Raw genomic sequence first — 21,895 nt, 5'->3', positions numbered from 1 at the left:
TATTTGTATAATTCAAAACTCATACTAATGCAAGACAATATAGATTCAATTATACGTGCAATAAAAATCATTAAAAAGGAAACTCCAAACAGTGAAGCAATTCCTCTACTTGAAGATGCGTTAAAACAATCTATGAAATTTTATGTATTAAATATGGCTTCCATGAGTTCTGTAGTAGATATGGAAGAAATAAAAGAAAATTTCAAAAATGGCTTAGATTTGTTAGAAATATTTAATAAGAAATAGTTTATTTTTCTTGTTACTTGGCTTTTTTATTTTCTCATTTCCTTAATGATTCTTCAAATCGTTTTGTGAAAACTTATATTGATTTGTATAGGTTTTTTTAGATTTTTAACTCATTTTCGATACTTTTTCATTTTTACAAATAAAATTTAGACTGTTTAAAATAGTTTATAGTTGGTTTTGTATAAACAATGACTATAGAAATTCTCTTTTCTATCGCTGCGTATTGTTTTTATTTAAAATAAACAGAGTAATTCCCTAAAAGTCCTAAATTATCGTAAAACTAGAATTATCTGTATTCTGAAAGCTTCAACAGTTATTGCTGGAGCTTTTTAATTAAAAAACAATCAATATTCTGAAAATAGGTCATCTAAAACGAAAACGCTTTACTTTAAGGTAACTTTTAAGTCATTCTTTGATAAAATATTGGTCACTTTTGAATCATTTTTAGGTAACTCATAGGTGAAATTTAAACCACTTTTTAGTCATTAATTAGGCACTTCTAGATCATTTTTAGATAACTTACGAGTAACTTTTTGGTCAATTCGAAGGCATTTTTAAATCACTTATAGGTAGCTGTCTAATACTAAAATTACTTTACAGGTTAATTTTAAATCATTAAAAACCTTAAAGTGATACTTTAAGTGAGTCTATGTTCATGAAGTTTCTTTCTTTAGATTTCTTAATAAAACAAAGACAATTAGTTCTTGAATGATGTAAATAATTTTAAAATTATTTTTTTACTAATTACTAAGCAAATGAAATGATCAATTTTCTTGTGTTTTTCATTTATTACTAAATAATATTTTTTCAAAAAAAATCTAATTAATCAACATCTTTCACACACCTACAAGCATATTTATATTCTGCTGTATTTAAATTATAACTTCCAATTTTAATAGAGCCAGGATGTTTACTATCTAAATTAATAACTTTCTTATTTCCGTTTGGATTACTATCACTTAACCAATATGAGCTAATATTTGAAGGTAAAGATTCTCTACCATCTACCTTTCCAATTATGAAAGGTAAATGAATTCCAAGTATACCATTTGTCAAATTATAGAATCCTTGCTCACCATTAAAATGATTAATTAAATCTTCAGCATCTTTAGTCATAGGTAGCCTCCATTTATCACCACCTTCTAAACTTTTGCAAATGGAATCAGCTTCTTTATAAGTAACAACCAGTTCATCTAAATTTATTGTTAAGTTCTTTTTATACCATATTACATTATTTATCTTATGATTATTAGGAATCTTAATAAAATCACATAGTACTAATACAATAAATACAAGAATTACGGACACTACTATTTTACTAAGTAAAGTTTTAAACTTTGATGGTGTAATAAGGAAATTATACACTAAAAATATTATTAATATTAAAGCAATTATTAAAATAAGTTTAACTAATATTTCATCATCAGTAGAAATACCTAAGTTACTAATAATTATTACCCATACTCCAGATATTGTTGTCAATACAGACGCTGCTATACTCCAAAATTTTTCAAAAGAAATATTATCTTCATTTTTCTCCATAGTAGTAATTATTTTATAAGAGGATACTACTAAAGTAAGAAATACTTTATGTTTTGTAAGAATTATTGATGGAAATTTTCGATCATGACATAATTAAATTATGATAAAACCATAAATTCTTAATTCAATTTTCGATCCAATTTTTTGTTAAGATTTTTATTAAAAATTCATAAATATTTTAGGTGCTATATTCATTTGACTTGGATAAGATATTAGTGTTTGATTCAGACAGGATCATTTTTTTATTAATTAAATACCATAACTAAGCTTTACGGATTTTTCAAATTAAACTTCATTAACTAATGGTTACTATTCTACTCTTTATTTCACTCATCACTAAGCGGTAATTTTCTTTTAAAAATATAATCAGCTTAAAAACAATTAGTTAAAAATTAATGTTAGATTGAATTTTTTGAAAAATTTGACAAAAGTTCACATAATATTTGATAAATATTAGATAAACTGTTATCAAAATTTCGTTGAGTATTTTGTAAATATTAATTTATTTTTTGACAAGCTTCCATTGAATATTTAATAAATGTTATGCGAATATTCGGTGAAATTTTATTAATTATTCGGCAAAGTTTTGAGTAATGTTTGATGAATGTTCGACGAAGTTTCATCAAATATTTTTCTAAGTTTTGGTAAATCATCATCAAATACTTCACAATTATTTAAAACTTATTTGATTATATATTGATATAAGCTTCTTAAAATCATATGAAAACTTTTAGGTTCAAGTTACAAAACCGAACAAATGATTCTTCAATTATCTTTTAAATCTTTGTTTTCAAATAAGCTATTAGCAAGTTTGAATTTATATAAATCATAATACAATTGTCGCGCGCGACAAAAGTGTGCAAATGATAATCCAGTTTTACAATTAATCTTTGTAGCAACTAACAGACATAAGTCTTTTAAAACACTGTACATGAGATCGTCATTCGTAACTCAAGTCTTCAAATCTCATGGAGGTAAATTTTGAAAAGATTTAAAGAGAAAAGCAGTAGTAACAGTTAAAAAGTAAAATCAAGTTTAATCTAAAAATCAAAGAACCCAACAGAAATTAAAAAAAGTAGTAATCACATTAAAACTCAAAAGCATCAAGAAATAATTAAGTAAAACATAATAACATTCCTTAAAATGAAATTGTAAGATTTTAACTATTAATTTACGGTAGAAGCCTTTGAATTGGTTTCTAATATTTGTAACATTGAAACATGATTTCTAATTACAGATACAATTAGCTTAAAGGAAGATTATTAAAAGAATAAGAGTGCAAGACTCTTCTAATAGTACTATTCTATAGTCATCTTGTTGTGGCACGAAAAAAGAGCAAGGACACTAAAAATGAAGTCTTTGTATTGTATCATCTACGTGATAACTTCCAATAAGTAATCACAGCATCGTATCAATATGTCAAAAATTAAAGGAAGTACTTTAAAAAAAGTACTTGATAGAAATCAAAAAATGACTGCTGAACGTTTACGGAAATTCAAAGGTTTTGAAAAGTTCAGCAATCAAGAAGCAAAAGAAGTAATAAAAAAATTAGAACACCTTGCAAAAATAGTTTGTAAGCATGTTCAAAATTCTAAATAGTATGAATGATTTGTCCATTTTCAAGAGTTTTCAAAAAGTAAAAAATAAAAATCTTCTACGACTGGATGGAAAAGCAGTTATTTATACTAGAGTTTCATCAAAAGAGCAAGCTGAGAATAATGCAAGTTTAGAAACACAACTAAAATATTGTAAACAATTAGCCGAAAAGAAAGGAGTTGAAGTATTGGAATGTTTCGGAGGAACTTATGAATCTGCTAAAAGTGATGAGCGTAAGGAATTCAAAAAAATGTTAAGCTACGTTAATCGTAGAAAAGATGTTGGTTATATTATCGTATACTCTTATGATCGATTTTCTCGTACCGGAGCTAACGGAGCATATATCAGCGATCAACTTAAAAAGCAGGGAATTGTAACAATTTCAGCCACGCAAGAAGTTGATACGACAACAAGTGCAGGATCGTTTCAGCAGAATTTATATTATATGTTTTCTCAGTTTGATAATGAATTGAGACGAGATAAATGTGTATCTGGAATGCGAGAGAAAATTAGAAAGGGATATTACATCGGACCGCTACCATTTGGTTATACAAATCTAAATCCAGGAAATGGGAAAACTCCAGAGTATGTTATAAATGAACAAGGAAAATTGTTGCGCAAAGCTTTTCTATTAAAAGCCGAAACAAATATGGCTAATGTTGAAATAATAGCTAAACTTGGCAAAAAAGGTCTAAAAATAAATGAAAAGTATTTGAGTAAATATCTTCGTAATCCTTTTTATTGTGGAATTATTGTAAGTCCATTACTTCCTGATGAAATTATAGAAGGAAAACAAGAACCGCTTGTTTCAAGAGAAGTATTCTTGAAAATCAATAACCTTTTACAATCAAGAAAAGATATAAGAAAATACAATTCTGAGGATGAAAACTTACCTTTGAAAACGTTTGTTCGCTCTTTAGAGTGTGATACTCCATATACAGGATACATTGTAAGATCAAAAGGTTTATATTATTACAAGAATAGAAGAAAAGGGAGCAAGGAAAATAGAAGTGCTAAAAAGATGCACCAAACATTTTTAGAGTTTTTAAGGAACTTTCAGTTGTCAGATAGTAAATATATTGAGCCACTAAAAGAAATTATAGAAGAGAAGTTTATAGAACTCAATTCTGAAAAAATAGAAGCTACTAAAAATGCAAAAAATCAATTAAATGCTTTGGAACGAAAAATAGATCGTATAGAAGAACGTTTTGTATTCGAAGAAATAACCAAGACTCAATATGATAAGTTTAATGAAAAGCTATTAGTAGAAAAAAGAGCACTAGAGAAGCTTTCTTTAAAAAGTAAATTTAATAGTTCGAACCTTAAAAAAGCAATTGAAAAGGCATTAGAATTTGCACTCAATCTACCGTCATTATGGGCTTCGGGTACTATTGAAGTAAAAAGAGCAATTCAATATATGTTATTTCCAGAAGGAATTAGGTATGACTTCAAAAATCATCGATTTCGAACTTTTCGAATCAATTCAATTTTCTCTGCAATCGTAAGTATATCAGGTGATTTGAGTGGAAATAAAAAAGAGAATTACCATAATTTATATGATAATTCTCTTAAAGTGGAAGTAGTAGGATTCGAACCTACATGCTTTAAAAGACCTGATTTACAGTCAGGCGAGCCACCAATTGCTCAATACTTCCAAGTAAATTATATACTGTTCAAACAAGTTTGATATTATATAATTCTAGAGACAAGGATGAGATTGCTTTGCGTTCTCATCTAGTCACGATGTAAATTATATAGTGTTAAAATGAATTTTATCCTATATGATTCTAGAGACAAGGATGAGATTCGAACTCATAAAAAACAGTTTTGCAGACTGTTGCTTTCACCATTCAGCCACCTTGTCTTTGCGATACTGGAAGGATTCGAACCTTCAACCTCAGACTTAACAGGTCTTCGCTCTACCGTTGAGCTACAATATCATTTTGTGGAGATACGGAGACTTGCACTCCGTGCTGCGAGATGCAAACCCACTGTTTTCGCCTGGTAAACTATATCCCCAATATGTTGCGGAGCGCAAAGGAATTGAACCTTCACCACTGTTAGGTGGACTTGATTAGCAGTCAAGCGTAACGAACCAATATTTACCTACACTCCATTTTTGTTGACACAGTGAGATTCGAACTCACGACCTTGACGTTAAAAGCGCCCTGCTCTACCAACTAAGCTATACATCAATTTTGTCTGCGGAAGAAGTGGGAGTCGAACCCACACGAGTCATTAACTCCGAACGGTTTTCAAGACCGTGGCCACCGCCAATTGGCTTGCTCTTCCAAAATATAAACCATAAAAAAAGCATCTCTTTTTTGGGAGATGCTTTTATAAAGTTTATATATAGTTACTGTCATTGTAACATATCTTTATAATACTCCCGTTTTTTTGTATACATAATATCTTCCTTCTGTTCTGATAAAAACAGTCTGCAACTTTCCGGCGATCGGAGATTACTTGCTATGGCAGATATGTGATGTATATTAAATTTCATGATGTTAGTTATTATGTCTTTTTGTTTTTGACGTTGCAAATATGAAAACGTTTTTTTGATTACACAAATATTTTTTGAAATTATTTAACTGATAATCAGTTAGTTGTGTCTATTTTTGGACATAGGAATTCCTGTCCGTATGATAACGGATATTGAACTTTTTACCAACTGTCTGTCCCTCAATTGCCTTTTGTTTCAACCTTTTATTTTTCTATTTGATTATGCTCTAAACATTTTTTAAATTTTTTTCATAAAAAAAGCGCCTAATTTCTTAGACGCTTACTGTTTGTATAATTTTTTGTGTTATTTCATATTAAATTTCACTCATAAAAATGTACATAAAGCGTCTTATTTCGCAAAAATGGTTCAACCATTCCGCGATTTCTGTCCTGACTTTTCAGGCAAATAGAGGCTATATGTAAATAATATCTTGTCATTAGTGTGGCAAATATGTGATTTTTATAGGGTTTCTTCCAAATTTTATAGTTTATTTATATTGAATCTAATTGATTTTGAGCTCTCTAATCAAAGTCTTCCTTTTTAATCTCAGAAAAAACGCTTTTAAATGAATAATCTTTTATAAGGTCATCAATTACATTTTTGATAGTTTCTGTACGTAAATCATTGATTAATATCATATCTGATGCCCAAAAATATTTACCAGATAATTCTTCTCCCGTTTTTTGATTTTTTTGTCTTAAAGATTCAATGTTTTTGTAAGTAAAGAAAGTAGCAACATATCTATCTCCGTTAGTAAAATTTACAAAAATATCTTCATTTCCATCAAAAACGTCTTCGCTAAAAGTGTTTCGTTCTATTGAATATGTAATTTCTAAGCTCATAATGATTCTTTAATTTAAAAAAATAAACAACAGTAGGCGAGAATCGAACCCGCACTTCCTGCTTGACAGGCAGGCACTCTTCCAATTGAGCTACTACTGTTGCCGTTTTTTTTACAAAGACTGAGCGAGATTTGAACTCGCACTTCTAGATATGAGCCAAGTGTTCTTCCAATTAAACTATCAATCTTTGCGTATCAAAATTTCGTATTATTGGTATTTTACCAATCTACAATACCGTAGTTTTTTAATAACTTACCAGTAAAGATAGTATTGTTTTTTTCATTTTCATAGATAGGATGAACGATTCTCGATGCGCCATCTACTGGATCGAGTGGAGGAATGTACCCTTTCTCAAATTGTTGTTTGCGTAAGGTTTCAAGTGCGCCTGTAGATATCCAACCAACATCTACTGCATTCATATAAATATGATTTTTTTCAAAAGTCATCGCTGAAGTTCGCGTCATCATATTCAATGCTGCTTTGGTCATATTTGTATGCGGATGGAACATGGTTTTATTGTTGTAACTAAATTGTCCTTCGGAAGAAGTCACGTTGATAATGTGTTTTCTTTCAGATGTTGAGTTTTTCAATAATGGTAATAATTCTTTAATTAGAAAATATGGAGAAATTTGATTAATTAAGTTTACTTCGATCAATTCTTGCATAGAGATTTCTTCTAGAGTTGCATTCCAGCTATTTTTTGATCGATTGTCAATAGGTTGTCCAAAACGATTCAATTCTAAATAACTTTTCTCAACATGATTTTCTAAGAGCTTTACATTTGCTACAGGTGTTTTATTTGCAATTAAATTCTGATGACCAGAAAATTCTAATGTCAATTGTTGCTCTTTTGCAATTAATGGCGTGTAATATTGATCGGTATATTTTATGGTTTGCGCTGCGTTGTTGATCAAAATATCAAGCGTTTCATGTCTATTTTTGTAGTAATTAATAAAGTTTTCAACCGATTTTAAATTTCGTAAATCCAATCCATACACAACTAAGTTGTCTTTCCAAGTTGTATAATCTTTTTCTTGACGAAATTGATCTAATGCAATTGCTGGAAAACGTGTTGTAATTGTCAGATGCGCTTTAGATCGTAACATTTTAAGTGCTGTGGCATAGCCAATTTTTACGCGTCCACCAGTTAAGATAATATTGCGCCCTGATAAATCGATACTTTTGAAACGATTTGCATAATTGAGTTCAGCGCATGTTGGACATAGTCTATTGTAGAATGAATGTGCAAATGAAAAGGAAGTATTGCAGCAATAACAATTTTTAGGAACATTTAGTTTTGTATATGATTGCGGATTTTGTTTTTCATCATTATATACTGTTTTGTTTTGTAAAGCGTTTTTAGAGATTTGACTATTCAAAATCGTTTCTAAATCTTCTTGTTTTTTAGAGGAAAATGCGTCTTTTCGATTTGCCTTTTTCGCTTTTTTAGAAATCTTCGTAATCAGTGTCCCAAATTGTTTATTGTCAGGGTTTTCTAATGGATTTTCTTTCAACTCATGCAAAACCTTTAGGCAAGTTTCCCATTCTTGTTGCGAAAAATTATATAGTTGATCATTTTCTGTCATAATCGTAATTTTCAAAAGGTTCTAAAAATCCAATGAGTTCATTTGTGTCTTTTTTCCAACGAATTCCATGACCACTTGGAATTCGGGCTTCATATACTAATTCATGCTTGTAATGTGTAAATACATTCCACCAACTTTTATGTTTTAGAATGTATTTTATGAGTTTTTGTACATTTTCTTCTTTTTCTTGATTGCTTCCTTTGATGGTTCCCCAAAAATTGTCTGAAGAACGTTGCGCATGTTTTTCCCAAGCACGAACTGCTTTTGAAATTTGATCATTATATGCTTCAAAACTATGTTTAATCAATTCTTGACGAAGTGAAGGTATTGCAGATTCATCTTGGACACTTGCTGAGGTTAATCGTTGCCCAGACAAAATTAGTACATGTGCAAAAGGCGTTTGCTCCAATGCAGTAGCAAACGCCTTTCGCGTGATAACATTCCATTCAAAATTATATTTTTTAATGGTATGGAATTGTGTTTTAAAGGTGGAAAATGCTTCTTGAATATTAGGAATGATTTCTTCTTCAAAATTAGGTTTTCCATGAATTTTGGTAAAATCATTTTGATACAACGCATAAGTATTTCGCGAAAGCAACGATAAATGTTCATTCAGTAAAAACGAACCATATTGTTCTTTCCATTCATTGGAAATAAAGCTTTTGCAGGAATATGCTATGTCTAGTAAAGCGTTCATGATTGTTGTTTGTGAAAATCAGTTCTAATGTTAATGTAGTGATTTTATATTTTTTCGTTGCTCTGTATTTTTGAGTTTTGAAGTTTATATGTTAATCATTCATTCTTCAAGACTTTTTAGGTCTTTTTCTAGTAAAGAATATATAAGTTTTGATAGAGCTTTAGAAATTTCCAAAATTAGAGTAGTTAATTCTAACCAGCTTCCTGTTTTTACATGAGGATCATTTTTAGACATGTAGTAGAATGTTCTTATTTCATTTCCTGTTTCTTCTTGTTTGACTATCATATTATTATGATGTTGAAAACTGAAGTGCACATATCCAGAAGTTTTATCATAAACGTTTGTTATCCATGAATAATCTTTAGATAATGAATTAACTAGATAATGATCTGTCATCTTTTTATTATTTCGACCTTTTAAGTTTCGTATTTTTTTTCCAGAAAGAACCTCAAGAGCGATTTCATTTGGGTTATCATAAAGTTTAAAAGCGTGAAGTCTTATTAAACTATCAAGATATATTCTGGCTAATGGGGCTGCACTTGTGAAATTCTTTATTTTAATCAGTGCTTTAATTCCTTCTATTGTGGAAATTGTTCTTTTCAAAACTGTCATAACACACAATTTTAAATCTTGATTCTCCTTAGTTTTTAATAAATTGAGGACAACCTCAGAGATTTGTAAAAACCTTTCTTGTCTCTCATTTATACTTTTCAAATGTAATTCTAGTTGATTTTCTGCAAATTCCATAATTTCTATTTCTGAGTTCAAAGATGAATCATGATTGCGCAATATTTTTGCGTAGTTAGTTTTAAGGTTTTACTCTTGTTGATTTTTTAAACACCAATCTAAAATTTTGCCAATGTTTTTTGCATCATCAATTCCTCTGTGATGTGTTCCTTCTAATGGAATATTCAATATTTGTAGCGCTCCATTCATGCCTACTTTTTTACGCAGTCCTTTTACTTCTGTAAAAGTTGTTTTTACATTGATATGATTTGCGCCCATAGGATATTCCATATTTCTTAATTTACATTGACGCTTTAACATGTTGAGATCGTATTGACCGTAACTAGCCCATGTATATTGTTTTGGATCGTATTCTACTCGAAGCTTGGTGAGCGCTTCTGCAAATGAAATTCCTTCCGTATCTAATAGTTCTTGGGTAATTGTCGTCAGTTCTGTGCAAAACTCACTGACTTCCGAACGTTCAGGTTTGATAAGAATTCCTTCATTTTGTGTAATGTTACCAGTTTCTGTATTTAAAACACAGATTCCTATTTCTATGATTTCATTGACTTGTCCATCAGGAATTTTACCATTCCAGCAAGTTGCTTCTAAGTCAACGATGATTATATTTTTTGTATGATTCATTTTATTTTTTCGTCATCCTGAACTTGATTCAGGATCTCATTTTTTTATTCAGATTCTACCACATTTTTTTGTGGAATATATTTATCTACAATATGTCGTACCATATTGCACCAAGATGTTGCATTGTCTAAAATCCATGCATCAGAACTGATAGCAATGTTTCCACTTTCAGCAATTAACTTATCAGGATTGTTATCTAAAATGATTTCCCAATTGAGTTGGTTTTCATCTGCAAACTCTCGTAAAATTGTTTTTAAACGGCCACTATTGGAAACTGGTTTGTCAAAGATCCACGTTGCTTTTTTAACCTTGTTTTCTTGTAAAAAATCAGCAATGAGCTGAATCGCTTTTTCTGTTTGCTTTACTTTTTTATACGTTCCGTGTACGCTTGATAAATCGCGATAACAACCATCTAACCCTTTGAATAGAAAAGCTCCTGATAGAGCACTTTCTAACATGATCAATACATTAAAACCATCTAGCATTACTTCCTGATCTGTTAGTTGATTTGGTTGTAAACACTTCAATTCACGTTTAATCAGTTTATCAGAAGCTTCACTCATCCCTTGTATAGCACGTTGTTGACGATTGTTGAGTTTGTAACGATTTCCAACTAATTGCAATGATGATTTTTCAGAGAATCCTCTACTTAATAAATACGATTGATCTTTGATAGCTTCTTGCATTTTTGATTGCATTTTTTCATCGCCAAACAGTCGATCATCACTTCCTTCTTTTCCTCTGCTTCTTGTCGTCATTATAATTTAGTTTTCTTTTTGATCTTCCAATACGCCATACCAGTTGAAACTAAAAGTCCAACTCCTACAAAAAACGTATACAATCCGTAGTTGCCTGTGTTATTTTTATTTGTGAGTAATATAATGCTCGTTACTGTAAATATTGTGCCTAGTGCTAGCATAGGAAAGAGTCTTTCTTTCATAACTTTTTTTGAGGCGTATTCAGAAGTTTTCATCACTTCTTTAATTTCAGCTTTACTAAATCCTTTTTTTGCTAATAATCGCCTTAATTTTGGTTTTGACTCAAAATTTGAAAGCTCTTTAATTACATGTGAAATAACTTGTTGTTTCTGTATGTCTTTGATTGATTCTTTGTGTTTGATAATGGTTAAGGAGATTTGTAAAAACGTACTCCATTTTTGATTTTTTTTATAAAAATCATATTTTTCAACAACAGCTCTTGCACATTTTTTACTATTAAAATAGACTTCTTCTTTTTTCGTATTAACTAAATTCTTTTTTATGTCAGCTAACTCTTCATTTAGTCGATAAAAATCATATATAATATGATATTTTGATTCACTATCAATATATGTTTTCCTAAATTATCCATATGATTGAAGGCAACTTTTTGATCAGTTGTTTCAATAATATTCATACAGTTTTGATAAATTGTAAGACTGATTAATTCTTCTTCAGCTGTATATTTTGATATAACTTTAATTAATCGTTGTTTATAATCTTGCGTATTATAGTTTACATGTATTAAGTCATGCAACAATGAATCTGAATCAGGTTTGTATACATCGTTTAGTACCTGAATATCTTTTTTAAAATTTACTTTAGAAACTTTATCAAATAATAATTGATATACTTTATTCTTTAGATCTTTTTGATTCATTGTTGTATGATTTTGTTTTTAAACAGTATCAATTAAAATATATAAGCTTTCTAAATGTAAAACCTCTTTATCAGTAAACTCATGATTTTCTTCCCAAAAAATACGCTCTAAACTTCGTTTCACATTGTCTTTTAAGGTGTCATTTTTTAACCAAGATATTAATTCAGTGCTGTTATCATCATTAAAGAAGGCATTCATTTTAAATTTATAACCGCCATTGTTTAATATGTATATTAAATGAGATAAGTTTTTAGGAGAAAAATTATCTTCCCATTTTTGTAGTAAGCTATTTTTATCTATTGGGAAATTATACAGACATAAATATATTCCTCCAATATCTTCATTAAAAGGTAGCTCTTTATTTGTTAGACAATACATCCAATAGTTAGTTGCAAATCTTTCAAAGAAATCAATTTCTACTTCATTCCAACTTCCTTCTGGAACCATTTTTACACGTTGAAAAAATAGTTCAGTTGAATGATGAATTTCTTCTTCGTGTAGAAATAATGAAATCATTACAGGTAAAAAATGTTTTAACTCATGAAGTGTTTCTATAGTGTATCCACTTTTGGCTGTACTGTTATATTCATAAATATCTTTAAAGGTTAAGTTTTCTCTTGTTTCTGTCATTAATCGAATGCTTTGTATCTCAGTCATGCAACATGCTAGACAAGCATCAAGAGTTGATAAAGGATTTTGAGCAGGGAAAATAGAATATGCTTCGTTTATTAAATCTTGAAAAATAGAATTCATAATTTTGTATTTTATGACGTCATTTTTTCACAACTTTTCACAATTGTATCGATTACTTTTTTGGGATTACAAGCATACACACCTGAACTCCAAACAGGATTTGCTTCAATCAATGCCCAACCTTTATCTGGAATATAACCGACATCAATGACGACAGCTTTTGGTAAATCGATAGTTTTGTCGGTTAGAAACTCATTGAGAAAGATTAGCATTTGAGTTTCTTCATTTTGTAACATGGAATCTTTCAGCTGAATTTCTTTATTGTAGATATATGTTGACCATGTTTGTATGTTTCTATCAATAACAAAACAACGAACTTCAATCGACCAATTCACGACATCGGAAACGAAGACTTCAATGTTATTATCTATCGTTTCAAATCCCTGAATTTTATCTACGGAAGTGTATACACCAGCAGGGAAAAACTTGAAATCAACAGGTTTGATAAATTTATTTTTCACATCGTATATGTTCCCAAATCGATCATAGATTATGTTTCGCAGCGTATATTTTAGAGGAATACTTGCAAGCCAATCGTCTGCAGGTTTTAGGAGTTTTAAGTTGCATTGCTCAGCCACAATTGTCGTGAACAAATCTTCTCCATAAACTGCTACAACATCATTTTGATATTCCAAAGGAACATTCCAACTTCCAAATCGCATAGCTGTGAATTCACTATTAATCGTTGCTTGGCTGATAATCATAGAATCTTCAGAGAAATTTGGAGATATAACGATAATTTTTTGTGTATTCATAATTTCGATTTTATACTTGTTGGTATATTTCTTTTTTTAACTTTCGAATTGACGACCTTATTTGCTTATAAAAACTATATGGATTGTTATTCCTTTTTACTAATTGTTTGAAAGCTTTGTTAAGGTCTTTATGGATTAAGTTTTTGCCGTCAACTTTCACTAAAGTAGGAAATGATGTGGATATACAATCTTTACTTAAATAATCACCAAAGGCATTTTTGGACTTACCATCAGTTATTTTAATGCATGAAATGGGTTTATCATGCTTTTTAAAATAATTGTCAAAGTCAAATTTATTATGATCTGTATAGAGTAAAAATATGTTACCATCATTGATTTTTATTTCTTCGTTTAATGTGAGTTCTTTAAACATGTCTTTATATAACGATATAATTATATAAAATGGACCTACAATTACACAAATTAATATGCCTAGTGGCACTATAAATATAGTAAAGCCAATGATGCTACATATTTTCTTTATTAATTTCATTTTTTGTTCTTTTTTCTACGTTTCCATGGCGCGTTTTTTCCAACATCACCAGCCATAATACAACCATATGGCATCACTTCATCAATGACTTCACCTAAACCAAATTGTTCCATCTGGTTTCTAACTGTTTCGGCATTTTTGTAAGCAGAAGGCAATTCGGTAATATCAATTTCATTTGAAAAGAAACGTGCGTCAATTCCTTTTGTTTCTTCATTAAAAATATCCTGAATTGTTCCGTTTTTACTTTTTCTATGCTGCGTTCTACTAACATTTCTTCCAGCTCCATGTGGCGCAAAACCTAAGTTAGTTTCTGTTGTTTTTCCTTCAACAATTAATACAGGTTCAGACATGTTTAACGGAATTAATCTTGGTCCTGTGATATCTGGCATAAACTTTTTATCCAATGGCGTTGCACCTTTTGCATGGTAGAATAAATCTCCATCTTTGAATACAAAGTTATGTTCGTTCCAGTATCTGTTTTCTTTTTCAATTCCTAATTTTTCTAAGGTTGCATCATGAATACATTCGTGGTTTTTCTTTGTCCACTTTCGTACAATTTGCAGTGCTTCCCAATAGTTTTGTCCTTCTTCAGTGTTAAAAGGAATCCAAGCGTTTTGTTTCATTGTTTGTGGCGATAATTCTCTTCTGAATTGTTCGGCAACCTTCATTCCTTTTTTATACAAGTTAGCACCAAAACCTCTACTTCCGTGATGTGTAACCATCATGGTATTTCCAGTTTTTTTAGAAGTTCCAACAAAAAGGAAATGATTTCCATCACCTTGTGTTCCTAAGTGAGAACGTGCTGCTGAAATACATCTTTGATCGTTTAAGAATTTATTTGCTTCAATTTCTGCTAATAAATCCATTGGAAATCTAAACTGAGAATTACGATCTCTTCCTCCTGGACCAAAATGTGTAATGCTATGTGCAGCATCTAATACATCCTGTGGGTTGGCATTTCCAAAGTCAGTCAACATTACGGAACAACAAATATCGGCACTATGCATTCCTGGATGAATAGCGTTTTTTGCTACTGCAACTCCGCCAACAGGAATAACGCCATTTGTACCCGTTGGACAGGCATCTGGCATGATTGCACCGTTGACTAAAGTTGGAGTTTTCATTAATGTATTCATGGTGTTGATTACATCATTTACATTTTTTTCTTCTACTGCATTTTCTGCTTCTATATTGATAGCAAACGCAATTGGGTTTTCATGTAGTTCTATTTCAGGATCAGATTTGAACTGTTCTAAATACGCAAGCATTTCGTCATTTGACAATTGATTATCATTGATATATGCAATTGCTTCTTTAAACCATTTTTTAGGTTTGAAACCTAAATGGATTAATGTGTTTCCGTTGATTTGAATTTGTTCCTTCATGATTTCTTTTTTTATAAACTCCGCTGACTTCACTATTCAGCGGAGCATTTTCACTGTGTCATGTATTATGACGTATTTATGATTCCGATACAAATATGTAATGATACTACGCAATAATTTTGCGTAGTAAAAATATGTTTTTTAATCAATCAATCATTGGTTTAAATTTCTTATAAATAAAGCCACATAATTTTCCTAAGATTTTTTTAAAGGCTTCAAAATTTTTCAACGAGTAACGATTACTATATTATGGAAAAGATAAAAAGCATTATTATCTTTTACAATGAATCAATGCTATTCACTAACTCATATGGTCAGTTTACTCATTATAAGTTACATAATGTATTTTGAATATGTAGATTAGATAAAATTTAGAAATTATGAGAGCTAAAATTTTTATTTTTATTGCAATGGTCTTCATTTGTAATATGATAGCACAAGAATCTGATACATCAAAAGATGAAAAGGAACGAATAGAGAATTTCACAATAGTGTTTAATAATTCTTCTGAGAGCAAGCCTTTGGTTAGCTTTGATGATTATAAAGGATTAGTTGCCAAAGTTGAAAAACATAGAGAAGAACGCATGGTTGATTTAGCAACTTTTGTGAAAATGAGTCAAGAAGAAGATGTGATTATTCTTGATGCAAGAGCTGAAGATCTGTATAAAAAAAGTCACATAAAAGGAGCTGTTAATTTACCTTTTACAAAATTTACACAGCAAAATTTAATGCGTTTAATTCCGGATCCTGAGACTAAAATTTTGATTTACTGCAATAATAATATTCAAAATGATCCGATTCATTTTGCATCAAAAATTGCTTTACCAATAAATAATCAACCTTTGATGTTGGCATTGAATATACCGACTTATATAAATTTATATGGTTATGGGTACAAAAATGTATATGAATTGAATGCTGTAATTGATGTATTAAAGTCAAGAACGGATAATTCGTATGTTCAGTTTGAAGGAACTAGTTTTTCTAGAAAGTAGTTGTTACTCCGCGTAAGCGGGTGAGTGGTATGTTTGAGCTCCTTTCAAAAAAGTTGAAAGAGCGAGTAACGAAGACGCGACCACGCTTTTTCGCGTGGTTACGCCCAAGTGATAATTGGTATTATGTTGATTGTTTGAAAGGTTTTAAGAAACTATCTTTTTCTAAGTTTTCCAAAGAAAAATCAAAGTCAGCTTGTTCCTTTACTGTTACAATTTCTGCACCTAAAATCTTTACGATTTTATTGAACGACAATGGTTTGTTCCATTGTTGGTATAATGCTTTTGTAGCCAAGTCGGAGATTTCCGAATTACCACAAATTCGCGCATGACCAGCACCAAAGTTTAGTAATACAAAGCATTGTTTATCTTTTTTTGGAATCATGATACCCAAAATGGTTTGCCATTGTACCGAAGTACATTTTATCTCGGCAAACAACTTGTTTGGATTCATCATATAATCGTAATTAATATCATCACCTTTACCAATAATGATTTTGTATTCGCAGGTTGCACTACCAGAATATACATTGTTGTTTACCAATGTCGGCATGTTTAAACCTTTATTAGCGTACAAATATTCTGCTGCACCATTAGGCGCTGAGGTAATATCTCCCGAATACATCAAGTTACCATTTTGTTGGTTGTAGGTTGCATTCCAACCAATTTTACCACCAATATTTAAACCAGATAAATCCAAATCATTTGCACCCCAAGCATTTTTCCAGTATATACCAACGGCCATTTTTTTACCGTAAAAGCGTGTACCAGTTGGAATGTTGCCCACATACATTTTTTCGGAAGTAGGCAATGCATATTTTATATCTTCTGGCAAGAATATTTTTTTATCAGATAAATCAAATCGAGTTTTGATATAGTTGAGAATGAACTTGTAATTTTGCTCATTTACATCAGTTACTGTATTTGATTTTACCCACGATTTACCATTACGAATTCTGTATAAAAACGCATCTTGACCATTCATACGACTGTAACAAGCCGATAACGCTTTGAATAACGCAAACGGAGTTGCATTGTCTAACCAACGTACATCATTTGTTGTTAATAAAATATTTGTTACGCTGTTTAGTGGGTTTGAAACCAGTGGCTTGTGGTGCTTTTTTGAAAGCTTACTAATCTTATTAATCGTTTTTGGAGCTTTACTTTTATATGCTAAAAATAAAGGTTTGAAACGATTGAAGATTTCAGCTAATTTCTCTAAACCAAACTTGTTAAATGCTTGTGTTGGATTGTACGAACTGTTTTTAATCAATTCGATCAATTCATCATTTTTAATCAATAAAGTGGTATCTGTACTTCTGTAGATAATATATCTAAAGAATTCCACCGCATTTTCAGGATAGATATCATAAAACTCTGCTAATTTTACAATCGCTTCTTTGTTTTTGATGTTTTCTTTACCTGTAAATGTGTATTGCAATTCATCTGCCAAGATTGAAATCAAATCATCAACAGTTTCCGATTTTAACGCCATACCAGATTGTAATAACGATAAACATTTCTCTTGCATTTCAGCAACTGTATATGCTTTGATGACTTTGTATGATAATTTTGTGTCAGGAATGTTTAATACTTCCGCCGGAATGTAAATTTCAGCCTGAAAATTACTACCATACGTAGAAATATAATGCTTGATTTGGTCGATTAAAAATTGACCACGAGCGTAGTTTTGAATCGTGCTCCACGATTTATAGAAAGTTTTGTTTAAATCGTTACCATTTAACTTTTCATCAGCATAGAATTTGATGATTTTTCTTTTAGCCCAAAGCGCTTTTGTTTCAATAATATAACCTTCATCGGTGATGAATGGCTTTTTACTTGAAATTTTATCGAAAATACTTGACGTTTTTTCTTTTGCTACAACGGCGTTAAATAATTTTAGTGTTTTCATTTTAATTAAATTAATAAGTGAGGTGTATGCTTTCTTTGGATGAATGTTTTATAGGAACACCTTTTACCTATTTCAAAAAGACGAAAAGTGATATAACCAATATACTCTTGCGAGTACTGGAGTCGAACCAGTAATAGGAACTTTTTGTGTCTTTTTTTTTGAAAACTAACGGAAAGTATTTTTTTCTGGATATAATAGGAACTTTCTGTGTCAGTTTTTATTTTTATATGGTTTCAATAATGTACTTTAGATCGTTTGTCAGAAGTATTTGATTACTAACGACAGGACAAATATTTTACAGATGTGCGCAATTATTTTACGTAGTAAAATTAATTTGATTTTTTAATTTAAAGAAAATGTAAAATGCTGTTTGTTAGTGTTTTTTGTGAATAAAAAAATGACAATAGAATATATTGTCAAAAATGTATAGTTATATAAATATGTGTGATTTTGTAAAGTGAATAATGTCTATGACATTGGTAATATTTCTATTACTTTACCATATACATTTTTTGTCCATCCGTTAATTCTGCCGTGATTGTTTCCGATTAACAATCCACGTCTTTCGTTTTTGCCTTTCACTAAATGCGTAAATACATTTCCGCGAACTTTACAAAAAACGATGTCTCCAACTTCGCAATCTTCCCAAGAAATAGGCTGCAACTTTACAGGTTGCTTCGATTTTAAAAGTGGCAACATAGAATTACCAGGTTCTTTTGAAATGATGGTTTCTCCATCGAGTAGTTTTTGAATTTTCCAATTCATAGTTTTAGTTTTTTAAAAGTTATATGCATCATTATTGATACACATATCTTTTGGAAACTGATTTCAAAAGTATTTCAATGAACTCTTGCAAAAGAAGAGAAGAATTGCGCAATCTTTTTACGTAGCTCTAAATTTTAAGCAAAAAAAATTAGCCATTAGGCTAATCAAAAAAGTATCTTACTGATTATTTAAACACCAATGTAAGATTTTTGCGGTGTTGTTGGCATCATCAACTCCTCGGTGATGTCTTCCTTCTAAAGGAATGTTGAGTTGTTTTAATGCACGTGCCATTCCAATAGCTCGTCGCATTCGATTGCAGCGTCTAAACTCTTCTTTAACGTTTATATGCTGATCTCCAAAAGGAAAATCGACATTCTTTTGTCTACACTGTTCCATGACTTTGTTACGATCATAGGCACCGTAACTTGCCCAAGTATATGCAGACGAATCATACTCGTCAAAGAGTATATCAATTGCATCTTCAAAAGAAACGCCTTCTTGCGCAACCATTTCAGGTGTAATTGATGTGAGTTCTGTGCAAAATCGACTGATTTCGGAATGTTCAGGAATTACAAGAATTCCTTGTTGATTGGAAATTTTCCCGGAAGGAACATCCAATTCGCAAATACCAATTTCGATAATCTCACTATGATTTCGTTGGTATTCGCCATCTTGTTCCCAGCAGGTAGCTTCTAAGTCTACCACTAGGATTTTGTTTGTTGTTTTCATCTTTGAATGATTTTTTTAAATTAGTTTTTGTTGACAGATGAAAGCCGACGCACAATTACTATGTAAAGAACTTGTGCAAAGAATGTGATTTAAGTACGCAATCTTTTTACGCACTTTATAAATTGTTTTTGATAATGTCAAAATAGAGTTCACTTCCAAAATCACGTTCTTCTATTAAGTTTGGTTGATGATAATTAATATATTTTTTGATTTGATACATCGAATCTAAATATTTAAAATCAATTATTTTCCTGTAAAATTCTTTATATCTAACACTATTGTGATCTGTTCTGGGAGATAAATGAATTAACTGATTCCTGAATTTTATAAAATCTTTTATCGATTCATATGTTTTTGAATATTCTAAAGGAAAGTTTTTGTTTGTACATTCAGGGATTATTTTTGACATCTTAAATTCAAGATTTGCTTTTAAAATCCATTTAATATCTTTAGTCTCTCCTTTTTCCTTGGTTATATAAGTTGTTGTAACTGGGATTTCCTTATTTATAAATGCTTCTAAAGAAGAATTTAACATTATTGTATAGCTTGATGCAAATTGAAAAAAGTGTTGAAATTCTAACATTGTTTTTCCTAAATCTTGAGCATTAATATTTTTTGAAGGTTCAATAAATGATAGATTGCACAATAAATCTTTCTTGTAGCTATAAATCATCTTGGAAAACATTTGAGCACTGGAAAAATAGATTAAGCAAGGGTCTAATTCAGGAACAAATTTCATTTGATTTTTATGTTTATAATCAAATCCCATAATTGCTTTGCGATCACTAGTAACACCAATGAAGTTGCCATCAGCATATTCTTTTGACTCTAGATAATTTTTTGCATATTCAATGCTTTCATGCGGAACATCTATACTTTTTAAATCATCAACATCAAAGTTAATATCAATTTGAGCCATATTTTTTGGAATAATATTCTTCATAAGTTTTTATTTATAAATAATATACGAATATTCAACTCATTTGCGCAATTATTTTGCGTAGTAAAAAAAGAGTTTTATTTTCACAGCAAATACTTTACACATGGCAATTAATAAAAATGCATTGATCCGTTATAAAACCATTGATAAATGCTTGCAAAACCACTATCGTCAATGGACTTTGAACGATTTGATTGAAGCGTGTTCTGATACTTTACATGAATATGAAGGTCGAGAAGTGAATGTGAGTCGTAGAACGGTTCAATTAGATATTCAAATGATGCGTAGTGATAAATTGGGTTACAATGCGCCAATTGTGGTGTACGATCGTAAATATTATAAATACGAAGATGAAGAATATTCTATAACAGATATTCCGCTGACAGAAAACGATATGAATGTATTGTCGGAAACTGTAGAAATGCTGAAACAGTTTAAAGATTTCTCATTGTTTTCTGAATTAGGCGGCATTATTCAGCGTTTAGAAGATAAAGTGTATACCGAAAAAACACATCAATCTTCTATTATACATTTAGACAAAAATGAAAACCTAAAAGGATTAGAACATTTAGATGTATTGTATCAATCTATTTTGAAAAAAATAGTATTGCGTCTTACGTATCAATCGTTCAAAGCGCGTCATGCTTCTGAAATTATTTTTCATCCGTTTATCTTGAAAGAGTTTAATAATCGTTGGTTTTTAGTTGGTGTTACAGGAAATAAAACACAGATTACAACTTTTGCTTTGGATAGAATTATTAAGCTAGATTATGATTTAGATATTCCATATAGAAATGAAAATTTTAATGGAGATGATTATTACAAAAATACGATTGGTGTTACGGTTTTAGATGAAAAACACATACAAGAGATTGTTTTAAAAATTGATAAAAGTAACGCGCCCTATGTAGTAACAAAACCTTTTCATCATACACAAGAAATCATTTCAACAGACAAAAATGGAAGTGTCACTATAAAACTGTTAGTACATATTAATTTTGAATTGGAACGTTTGATTCTTGGTTTTGGAGATGCTATAGAAGTATTAGAGCCAAGATTGTTACGAAAGCGAATTCGAAAAAAATTACAAATTGCGGTAAATAAATATGATAATTGATTAAGATTAAGAATGATAAGAAATTTTATCTTA

At 30.3% G+C, this 21,895-nt stretch carries 21 protein-coding genes, 9 tRNA genes and 1 pseudogene; 5 read left to right on the top strand and 26 right to left on the bottom strand.

What is annotated here, in order from left to right; all coding sequences use genetic code 11:
* The first annotated feature begins 27 nt into the window (after positions 1 to 27).
* A complete protein-coding gene (locus tag Q0828_RS00525) occupies positions 28 to 246 on the top strand; it encodes a hypothetical protein (protein WP_298416788.1) in 219 nt (72 codons plus the stop codon).
* Between the two features lie 822 nt (positions 247 to 1,068).
* Here Q0828_RS00525 and Q0828_RS00520 read toward each other — a convergent pair.
* A complete protein-coding gene (locus Q0828_RS00520) occupies positions 1,069 to 1,788 on the bottom strand; it encodes a hypothetical protein (protein WP_298416786.1) in 720 nt (239 codons plus the stop codon).
* A gap of 1,416 nt (positions 1,789 to 3,204) precedes the next feature.
* Between Q0828_RS00520 and Q0828_RS00515 the strand changes: the two genes are divergently transcribed.
* Together Q0828_RS00515 and Q0828_RS00510 are read left to right on the top strand one after the other, a co-directional pair.
* Positions 3,205 to 3,387 carry a hypothetical protein gene (locus Q0828_RS00515; RefSeq protein WP_298416784.1) on the top strand — a complete coding sequence of 61 codons (183 nt, stop codon included), beginning with the start codon at positions 3,205 to 3,207 and terminating at the stop codon, positions 3,385 to 3,387.
* A pseudogene (locus tag Q0828_RS00510) lies at positions 3,368 to 4,225 on the top strand (recombinase family protein); the annotation flags it as partial. The gene Q0828_RS00515 and the pseudogene Q0828_RS00510, both read left to right, overlap by 20 nt.
* Positions 4,226 to 4,958: 733 nt before the next feature.
* Here Q0828_RS00510 and Q0828_RS00505 read toward each other — a convergent pair.
* The 21 genes from Q0828_RS00505 to Q0828_RS00405 form a co-directional block, all read right to left on the bottom strand.
* Positions 4,959 to 5,039: transfer RNA gene (locus tag Q0828_RS00505), tRNA-Tyr, on the bottom strand.
* Positions 5,040 to 5,175: 136 nt separating this feature from the next.
* A tRNA-Cys gene (locus Q0828_RS00500) sits at positions 5,176 to 5,248 on the bottom strand.
* A gap of 4 nt (positions 5,249 to 5,252) precedes the next feature.
* A tRNA-Asn gene (locus tag Q0828_RS00495) sits at positions 5,253 to 5,324 on the bottom strand.
* A 6-nt stretch (positions 5,325 to 5,330) separates the two neighbouring features.
* Positions 5,331 to 5,403: transfer RNA gene (locus Q0828_RS00490), tRNA-Ala, on the bottom strand.
* A gap of 9 nt (positions 5,404 to 5,412) precedes the next feature.
* A tRNA-Ser gene (locus Q0828_RS00485) sits at positions 5,413 to 5,499 on the bottom strand.
* A gap of 7 nt (positions 5,500 to 5,506) precedes the next feature.
* Positions 5,507 to 5,579, bottom strand: a tRNA-Lys gene (locus Q0828_RS00480).
* Positions 5,580 to 5,589: 10 nt separating this feature from the next.
* A tRNA-Ser gene (locus Q0828_RS00475) sits at positions 5,590 to 5,676 on the bottom strand.
* Positions 5,677 to 6,408: 732 nt separating this feature from the next.
* A complete protein-coding gene (locus Q0828_RS00470) occupies positions 6,409 to 6,729 on the bottom strand; it encodes a hypothetical protein (RefSeq protein WP_298416782.1) in 321 nt (106 codons plus the stop codon).
* Positions 6,730 to 6,757: 28 nt separating this feature from the next.
* Positions 6,758 to 6,829, bottom strand: a tRNA-Asp gene (locus Q0828_RS00465).
* A 16-nt stretch (positions 6,830 to 6,845) separates the two neighbouring features.
* Positions 6,846 to 6,916: transfer RNA gene (locus tag Q0828_RS00460), tRNA-Met, on the bottom strand.
* Positions 6,917 to 6,947: 31 nt separating this feature from the next.
* Positions 6,948 to 8,315 carry an SDR family oxidoreductase gene (locus Q0828_RS00455; RefSeq protein WP_298416780.1) on the bottom strand — a complete coding sequence of 456 codons (1,368 nt, stop codon included), beginning with the start codon at positions 8,313 to 8,315 and terminating at the stop codon, positions 6,948 to 6,950.
* Positions 8,302 to 9,012 carry a hypothetical protein gene (locus Q0828_RS00450; RefSeq protein ID WP_298416779.1) on the bottom strand — a complete coding sequence of 237 codons (711 nt, stop codon included), beginning with the start codon at positions 9,010 to 9,012 and terminating at the stop codon, positions 8,302 to 8,304. The genes Q0828_RS00455 and Q0828_RS00450 overlap by 14 nt, the downstream gene beginning before the upstream one ends.
* 99 nt (positions 9,013 to 9,111) lie before the next feature.
* A complete protein-coding gene (locus Q0828_RS00445) occupies positions 9,112 to 9,759 on the bottom strand; it encodes a hypothetical protein (RefSeq protein ID WP_298416778.1) in 648 nt (215 codons plus the stop codon).
* 69 nt (positions 9,760 to 9,828) lie between these two features.
* On the bottom strand, positions 9,829 to 10,383 hold the full coding sequence (locus Q0828_RS00440) for a 3'-5' exonuclease (RefSeq protein ID WP_298416776.1): 555 nt from the start codon (positions 10,381 to 10,383) through the stop codon (positions 9,829 to 9,831).
* Between the two features lie 44 nt (positions 10,384 to 10,427).
* Positions 10,428 to 11,141, bottom strand: a complete 714-nt coding sequence (locus Q0828_RS00435) for a DUF434 domain-containing protein (protein ID WP_298416774.1) — start codon at positions 11,139 to 11,141, stop codon at positions 10,428 to 10,430.
* A complete protein-coding gene (locus Q0828_RS00430; RefSeq protein WP_298416772.1) occupies positions 11,141 to 11,323 on the bottom strand; it encodes a hypothetical protein in 183 nt (60 codons plus the stop codon). The genes Q0828_RS00435 and Q0828_RS00430 overlap by 1 nt, the downstream gene beginning before the upstream one ends.
* 338 nt (positions 11,324 to 11,661) lie before the next feature.
* Positions 11,662 to 12,021, bottom strand: a complete 360-nt coding sequence (locus tag Q0828_RS00425) for a hypothetical protein (RefSeq protein ID WP_298416770.1) — start codon at positions 12,019 to 12,021, stop codon at positions 11,662 to 11,664.
* 18 nt (positions 12,022 to 12,039) lie between these two features.
* A complete protein-coding gene (locus Q0828_RS00420) occupies positions 12,040 to 12,774 on the bottom strand; it encodes a hypothetical protein (protein ID WP_298416768.1) in 735 nt (244 codons plus the stop codon).
* An 11-nt stretch (positions 12,775 to 12,785) separates the two neighbouring features.
* Complete coding sequence (locus tag Q0828_RS00415) at positions 12,786 to 13,529, bottom strand: ATP-grasp domain-containing protein (protein WP_298416766.1); 744 nt, start codon at positions 13,527 to 13,529, stop codon at positions 12,786 to 12,788.
* Between the two features lie 10 nt (positions 13,530 to 13,539).
* The gene (locus Q0828_RS00410; protein ID WP_298416764.1) at positions 13,540 to 14,022 is read right to left on the bottom strand and encodes a hypothetical protein; all 483 of its coding nucleotides are present in this window, start codon (positions 14,020 to 14,022) and stop codon (positions 13,540 to 13,542) included.
* A complete protein-coding gene (locus tag Q0828_RS00405; RefSeq protein ID WP_298416762.1) occupies positions 14,019 to 15,407 on the bottom strand; it encodes an RtcB family protein in 1,389 nt (462 codons plus the stop codon). Before Q0828_RS00405 ends, Q0828_RS00410 begins: the two co-directional genes overlap by 4 nt.
* A gap of 380 nt (positions 15,408 to 15,787) precedes the next feature.
* Between Q0828_RS00405 and Q0828_RS00400 the strand changes: the two genes are divergently transcribed.
* Positions 15,788 to 16,402, top strand: coding sequence for a rhodanese-like domain-containing protein (locus tag Q0828_RS00400; protein ID WP_298416760.1), 615 nt, complete (start codon positions 15,788 to 15,790; stop codon positions 16,400 to 16,402).
* Between the two features lie 121 nt (positions 16,403 to 16,523).
* Here Q0828_RS00400 and Q0828_RS00395 read toward each other — a convergent pair whose 3' ends face one another.
* From Q0828_RS00395 to Q0828_RS00380, 4 genes are all read right to left on the bottom strand, one after another.
* Positions 16,524 to 18,311 carry a hypothetical protein gene (locus Q0828_RS00395; protein ID WP_298416759.1) on the bottom strand — a complete coding sequence of 596 codons (1,788 nt, stop codon included), beginning with the start codon at positions 18,309 to 18,311 and terminating at the stop codon, positions 16,524 to 16,526.
* Between the two features lie 468 nt (positions 18,312 to 18,779).
* Positions 18,780 to 19,076, bottom strand: a complete 297-nt coding sequence (locus tag Q0828_RS00390; protein WP_046756516.1) for a hypothetical protein — start codon at positions 19,074 to 19,076, stop codon at positions 18,780 to 18,782.
* Positions 19,077 to 19,253: 177 nt separating this feature from the next.
* Positions 19,254 to 19,805: a 3'-5' exonuclease gene (locus Q0828_RS00385; RefSeq protein WP_298416754.1), complete on the bottom strand. Its 552-nt coding sequence runs from the start codon at positions 19,803 to 19,805 to the stop codon at positions 19,254 to 19,256.
* A gap of 115 nt (positions 19,806 to 19,920) precedes the next feature.
* Positions 19,921 to 20,748: a hypothetical protein gene (locus Q0828_RS00380; RefSeq protein ID WP_298416752.1), complete on the bottom strand. Its 828-nt coding sequence runs from the start codon at positions 20,746 to 20,748 to the stop codon at positions 19,921 to 19,923.
* A 100-nt stretch (positions 20,749 to 20,848) separates the two neighbouring features.
* On the opposite strand from Q0828_RS00380, the gene Q0828_RS00375 reads away from it, so the two are divergent.
* A complete protein-coding gene (locus Q0828_RS00375; protein WP_298416750.1) occupies positions 20,849 to 21,862 on the top strand; it encodes a WYL domain-containing protein in 1,014 nt (337 codons plus the stop codon).
* Positions 21,863 to 21,895: the final 33 nt, after the last annotated feature.

The organism is uncultured Kordia sp. (genome assembly GCF_947496985.1).
Lineage (GTDB): Bacteria > Bacteroidota > Bacteroidia > Flavobacteriales > Flavobacteriaceae > Kordia.
This window is presented reverse-complemented; position numbering and strand designations above follow the sequence as displayed.

Bases quoted from the DNA above. Each gene is read 5' to 3' on its own strand.
- Q0828_RS00525 (WP_298416788.1), top strand. From the start codon at position 28: ATGCAAGACAATATAGATTCAATTATACGTGCAATAAAAATCATTAAA.
- Q0828_RS00520 (WP_298416786.1), bottom strand. From the start codon at position 1,788: ATGGAGAAAAATGAAGATAATATTTCTTTTGAAAAATTTTGGAGTATA.
- Q0828_RS00515 (WP_298416784.1), top strand. From the start codon at position 3,205: ATGTCAAAAATTAAAGGAAGTACTTTAAAAAAAGTACTTGATAGAAAT.
- Q0828_RS00470 (WP_298416782.1), bottom strand. From the start codon at position 6,729: ATGAGCTTAGAAATTACATATTCAATAGAACGAAACACTTTTAGCGAA.
- Q0828_RS00455 (WP_298416780.1), bottom strand. From the start codon at position 8,315: ATGACAGAAAATGATCAACTATATAATTTTTCGCAACAAGAATGGGAA.
- Q0828_RS00450 (WP_298416779.1), bottom strand. From the start codon at position 9,012: ATGAACGCTTTACTAGACATAGCATATTCCTGCAAAAGCTTTATTTCC.
- Q0828_RS00445 (WP_298416778.1), bottom strand. From the start codon at position 9,759: ATGGAATTTGCAGAAAATCAACTAGAATTACATTTGAAAAGTATAAAT.
- Q0828_RS00440 (WP_298416776.1), bottom strand. From the start codon at position 10,383: ATGAATCATACAAAAAATATAATCATCGTTGACTTAGAAGCAACTTGC.
- Q0828_RS00435 (WP_298416774.1), bottom strand. From the start codon at position 11,141: ATGACGACAAGAAGCAGAGGAAAAGAAGGAAGTGATGATCGACTGTTT.
- Q0828_RS00430 (WP_298416772.1), bottom strand. From the start codon at position 11,323: ATGAAAGAAAGACTCTTTCCTATGCTAGCACTAGGCACAATATTTACA.
- Q0828_RS00425 (WP_298416770.1), bottom strand. From the start codon at position 12,021: ATGAATCAAAAAGATCTAAAGAATAAAGTATATCAATTATTATTTGAT.
- Q0828_RS00420 (WP_298416768.1), bottom strand. From the start codon at position 12,774: ATGAATTCTATTTTTCAAGATTTAATAAACGAAGCATATTCTATTTTC.
- Q0828_RS00415 (WP_298416766.1), bottom strand. From the start codon at position 13,529: ATGAATACACAAAAAATTATCGTTATATCTCCAAATTTCTCTGAAGAT.
- Q0828_RS00410 (WP_298416764.1), bottom strand. From the start codon at position 14,022: ATGAAATTAATAAAGAAAATATGTAGCATCATTGGCTTTACTATATTT.
- Q0828_RS00405 (WP_298416762.1), bottom strand. From the start codon at position 15,407: ATGAAGGAACAAATTCAAATCAACGGAAACACATTAATCCATTTAGGT.
- Q0828_RS00400 (WP_298416760.1), top strand. From the start codon at position 15,788: ATGAGAGCTAAAATTTTTATTTTTATTGCAATGGTCTTCATTTGTAAT.
- Q0828_RS00395 (WP_298416759.1), bottom strand. From the start codon at position 18,311: ATGAAAACACTAAAATTATTTAACGCCGTTGTAGCAAAAGAAAAAACG.
- Q0828_RS00390 (WP_046756516.1), bottom strand. From the start codon at position 19,076: ATGAATTGGAAAATTCAAAAACTACTCGATGGAGAAACCATCATTTCA.
- Q0828_RS00385 (WP_298416754.1), bottom strand. From the start codon at position 19,805: ATGAAAACAACAAACAAAATCCTAGTGGTAGACTTAGAAGCTACCTGC.
- Q0828_RS00380 (WP_298416752.1), bottom strand. From the start codon at position 20,748: ATGAAGAATATTATTCCAAAAAATATGGCTCAAATTGATATTAACTTT.
- Q0828_RS00375 (WP_298416750.1), top strand. From the start codon at position 20,849: ATGGCAATTAATAAAAATGCATTGATCCGTTATAAAACCATTGATAAA.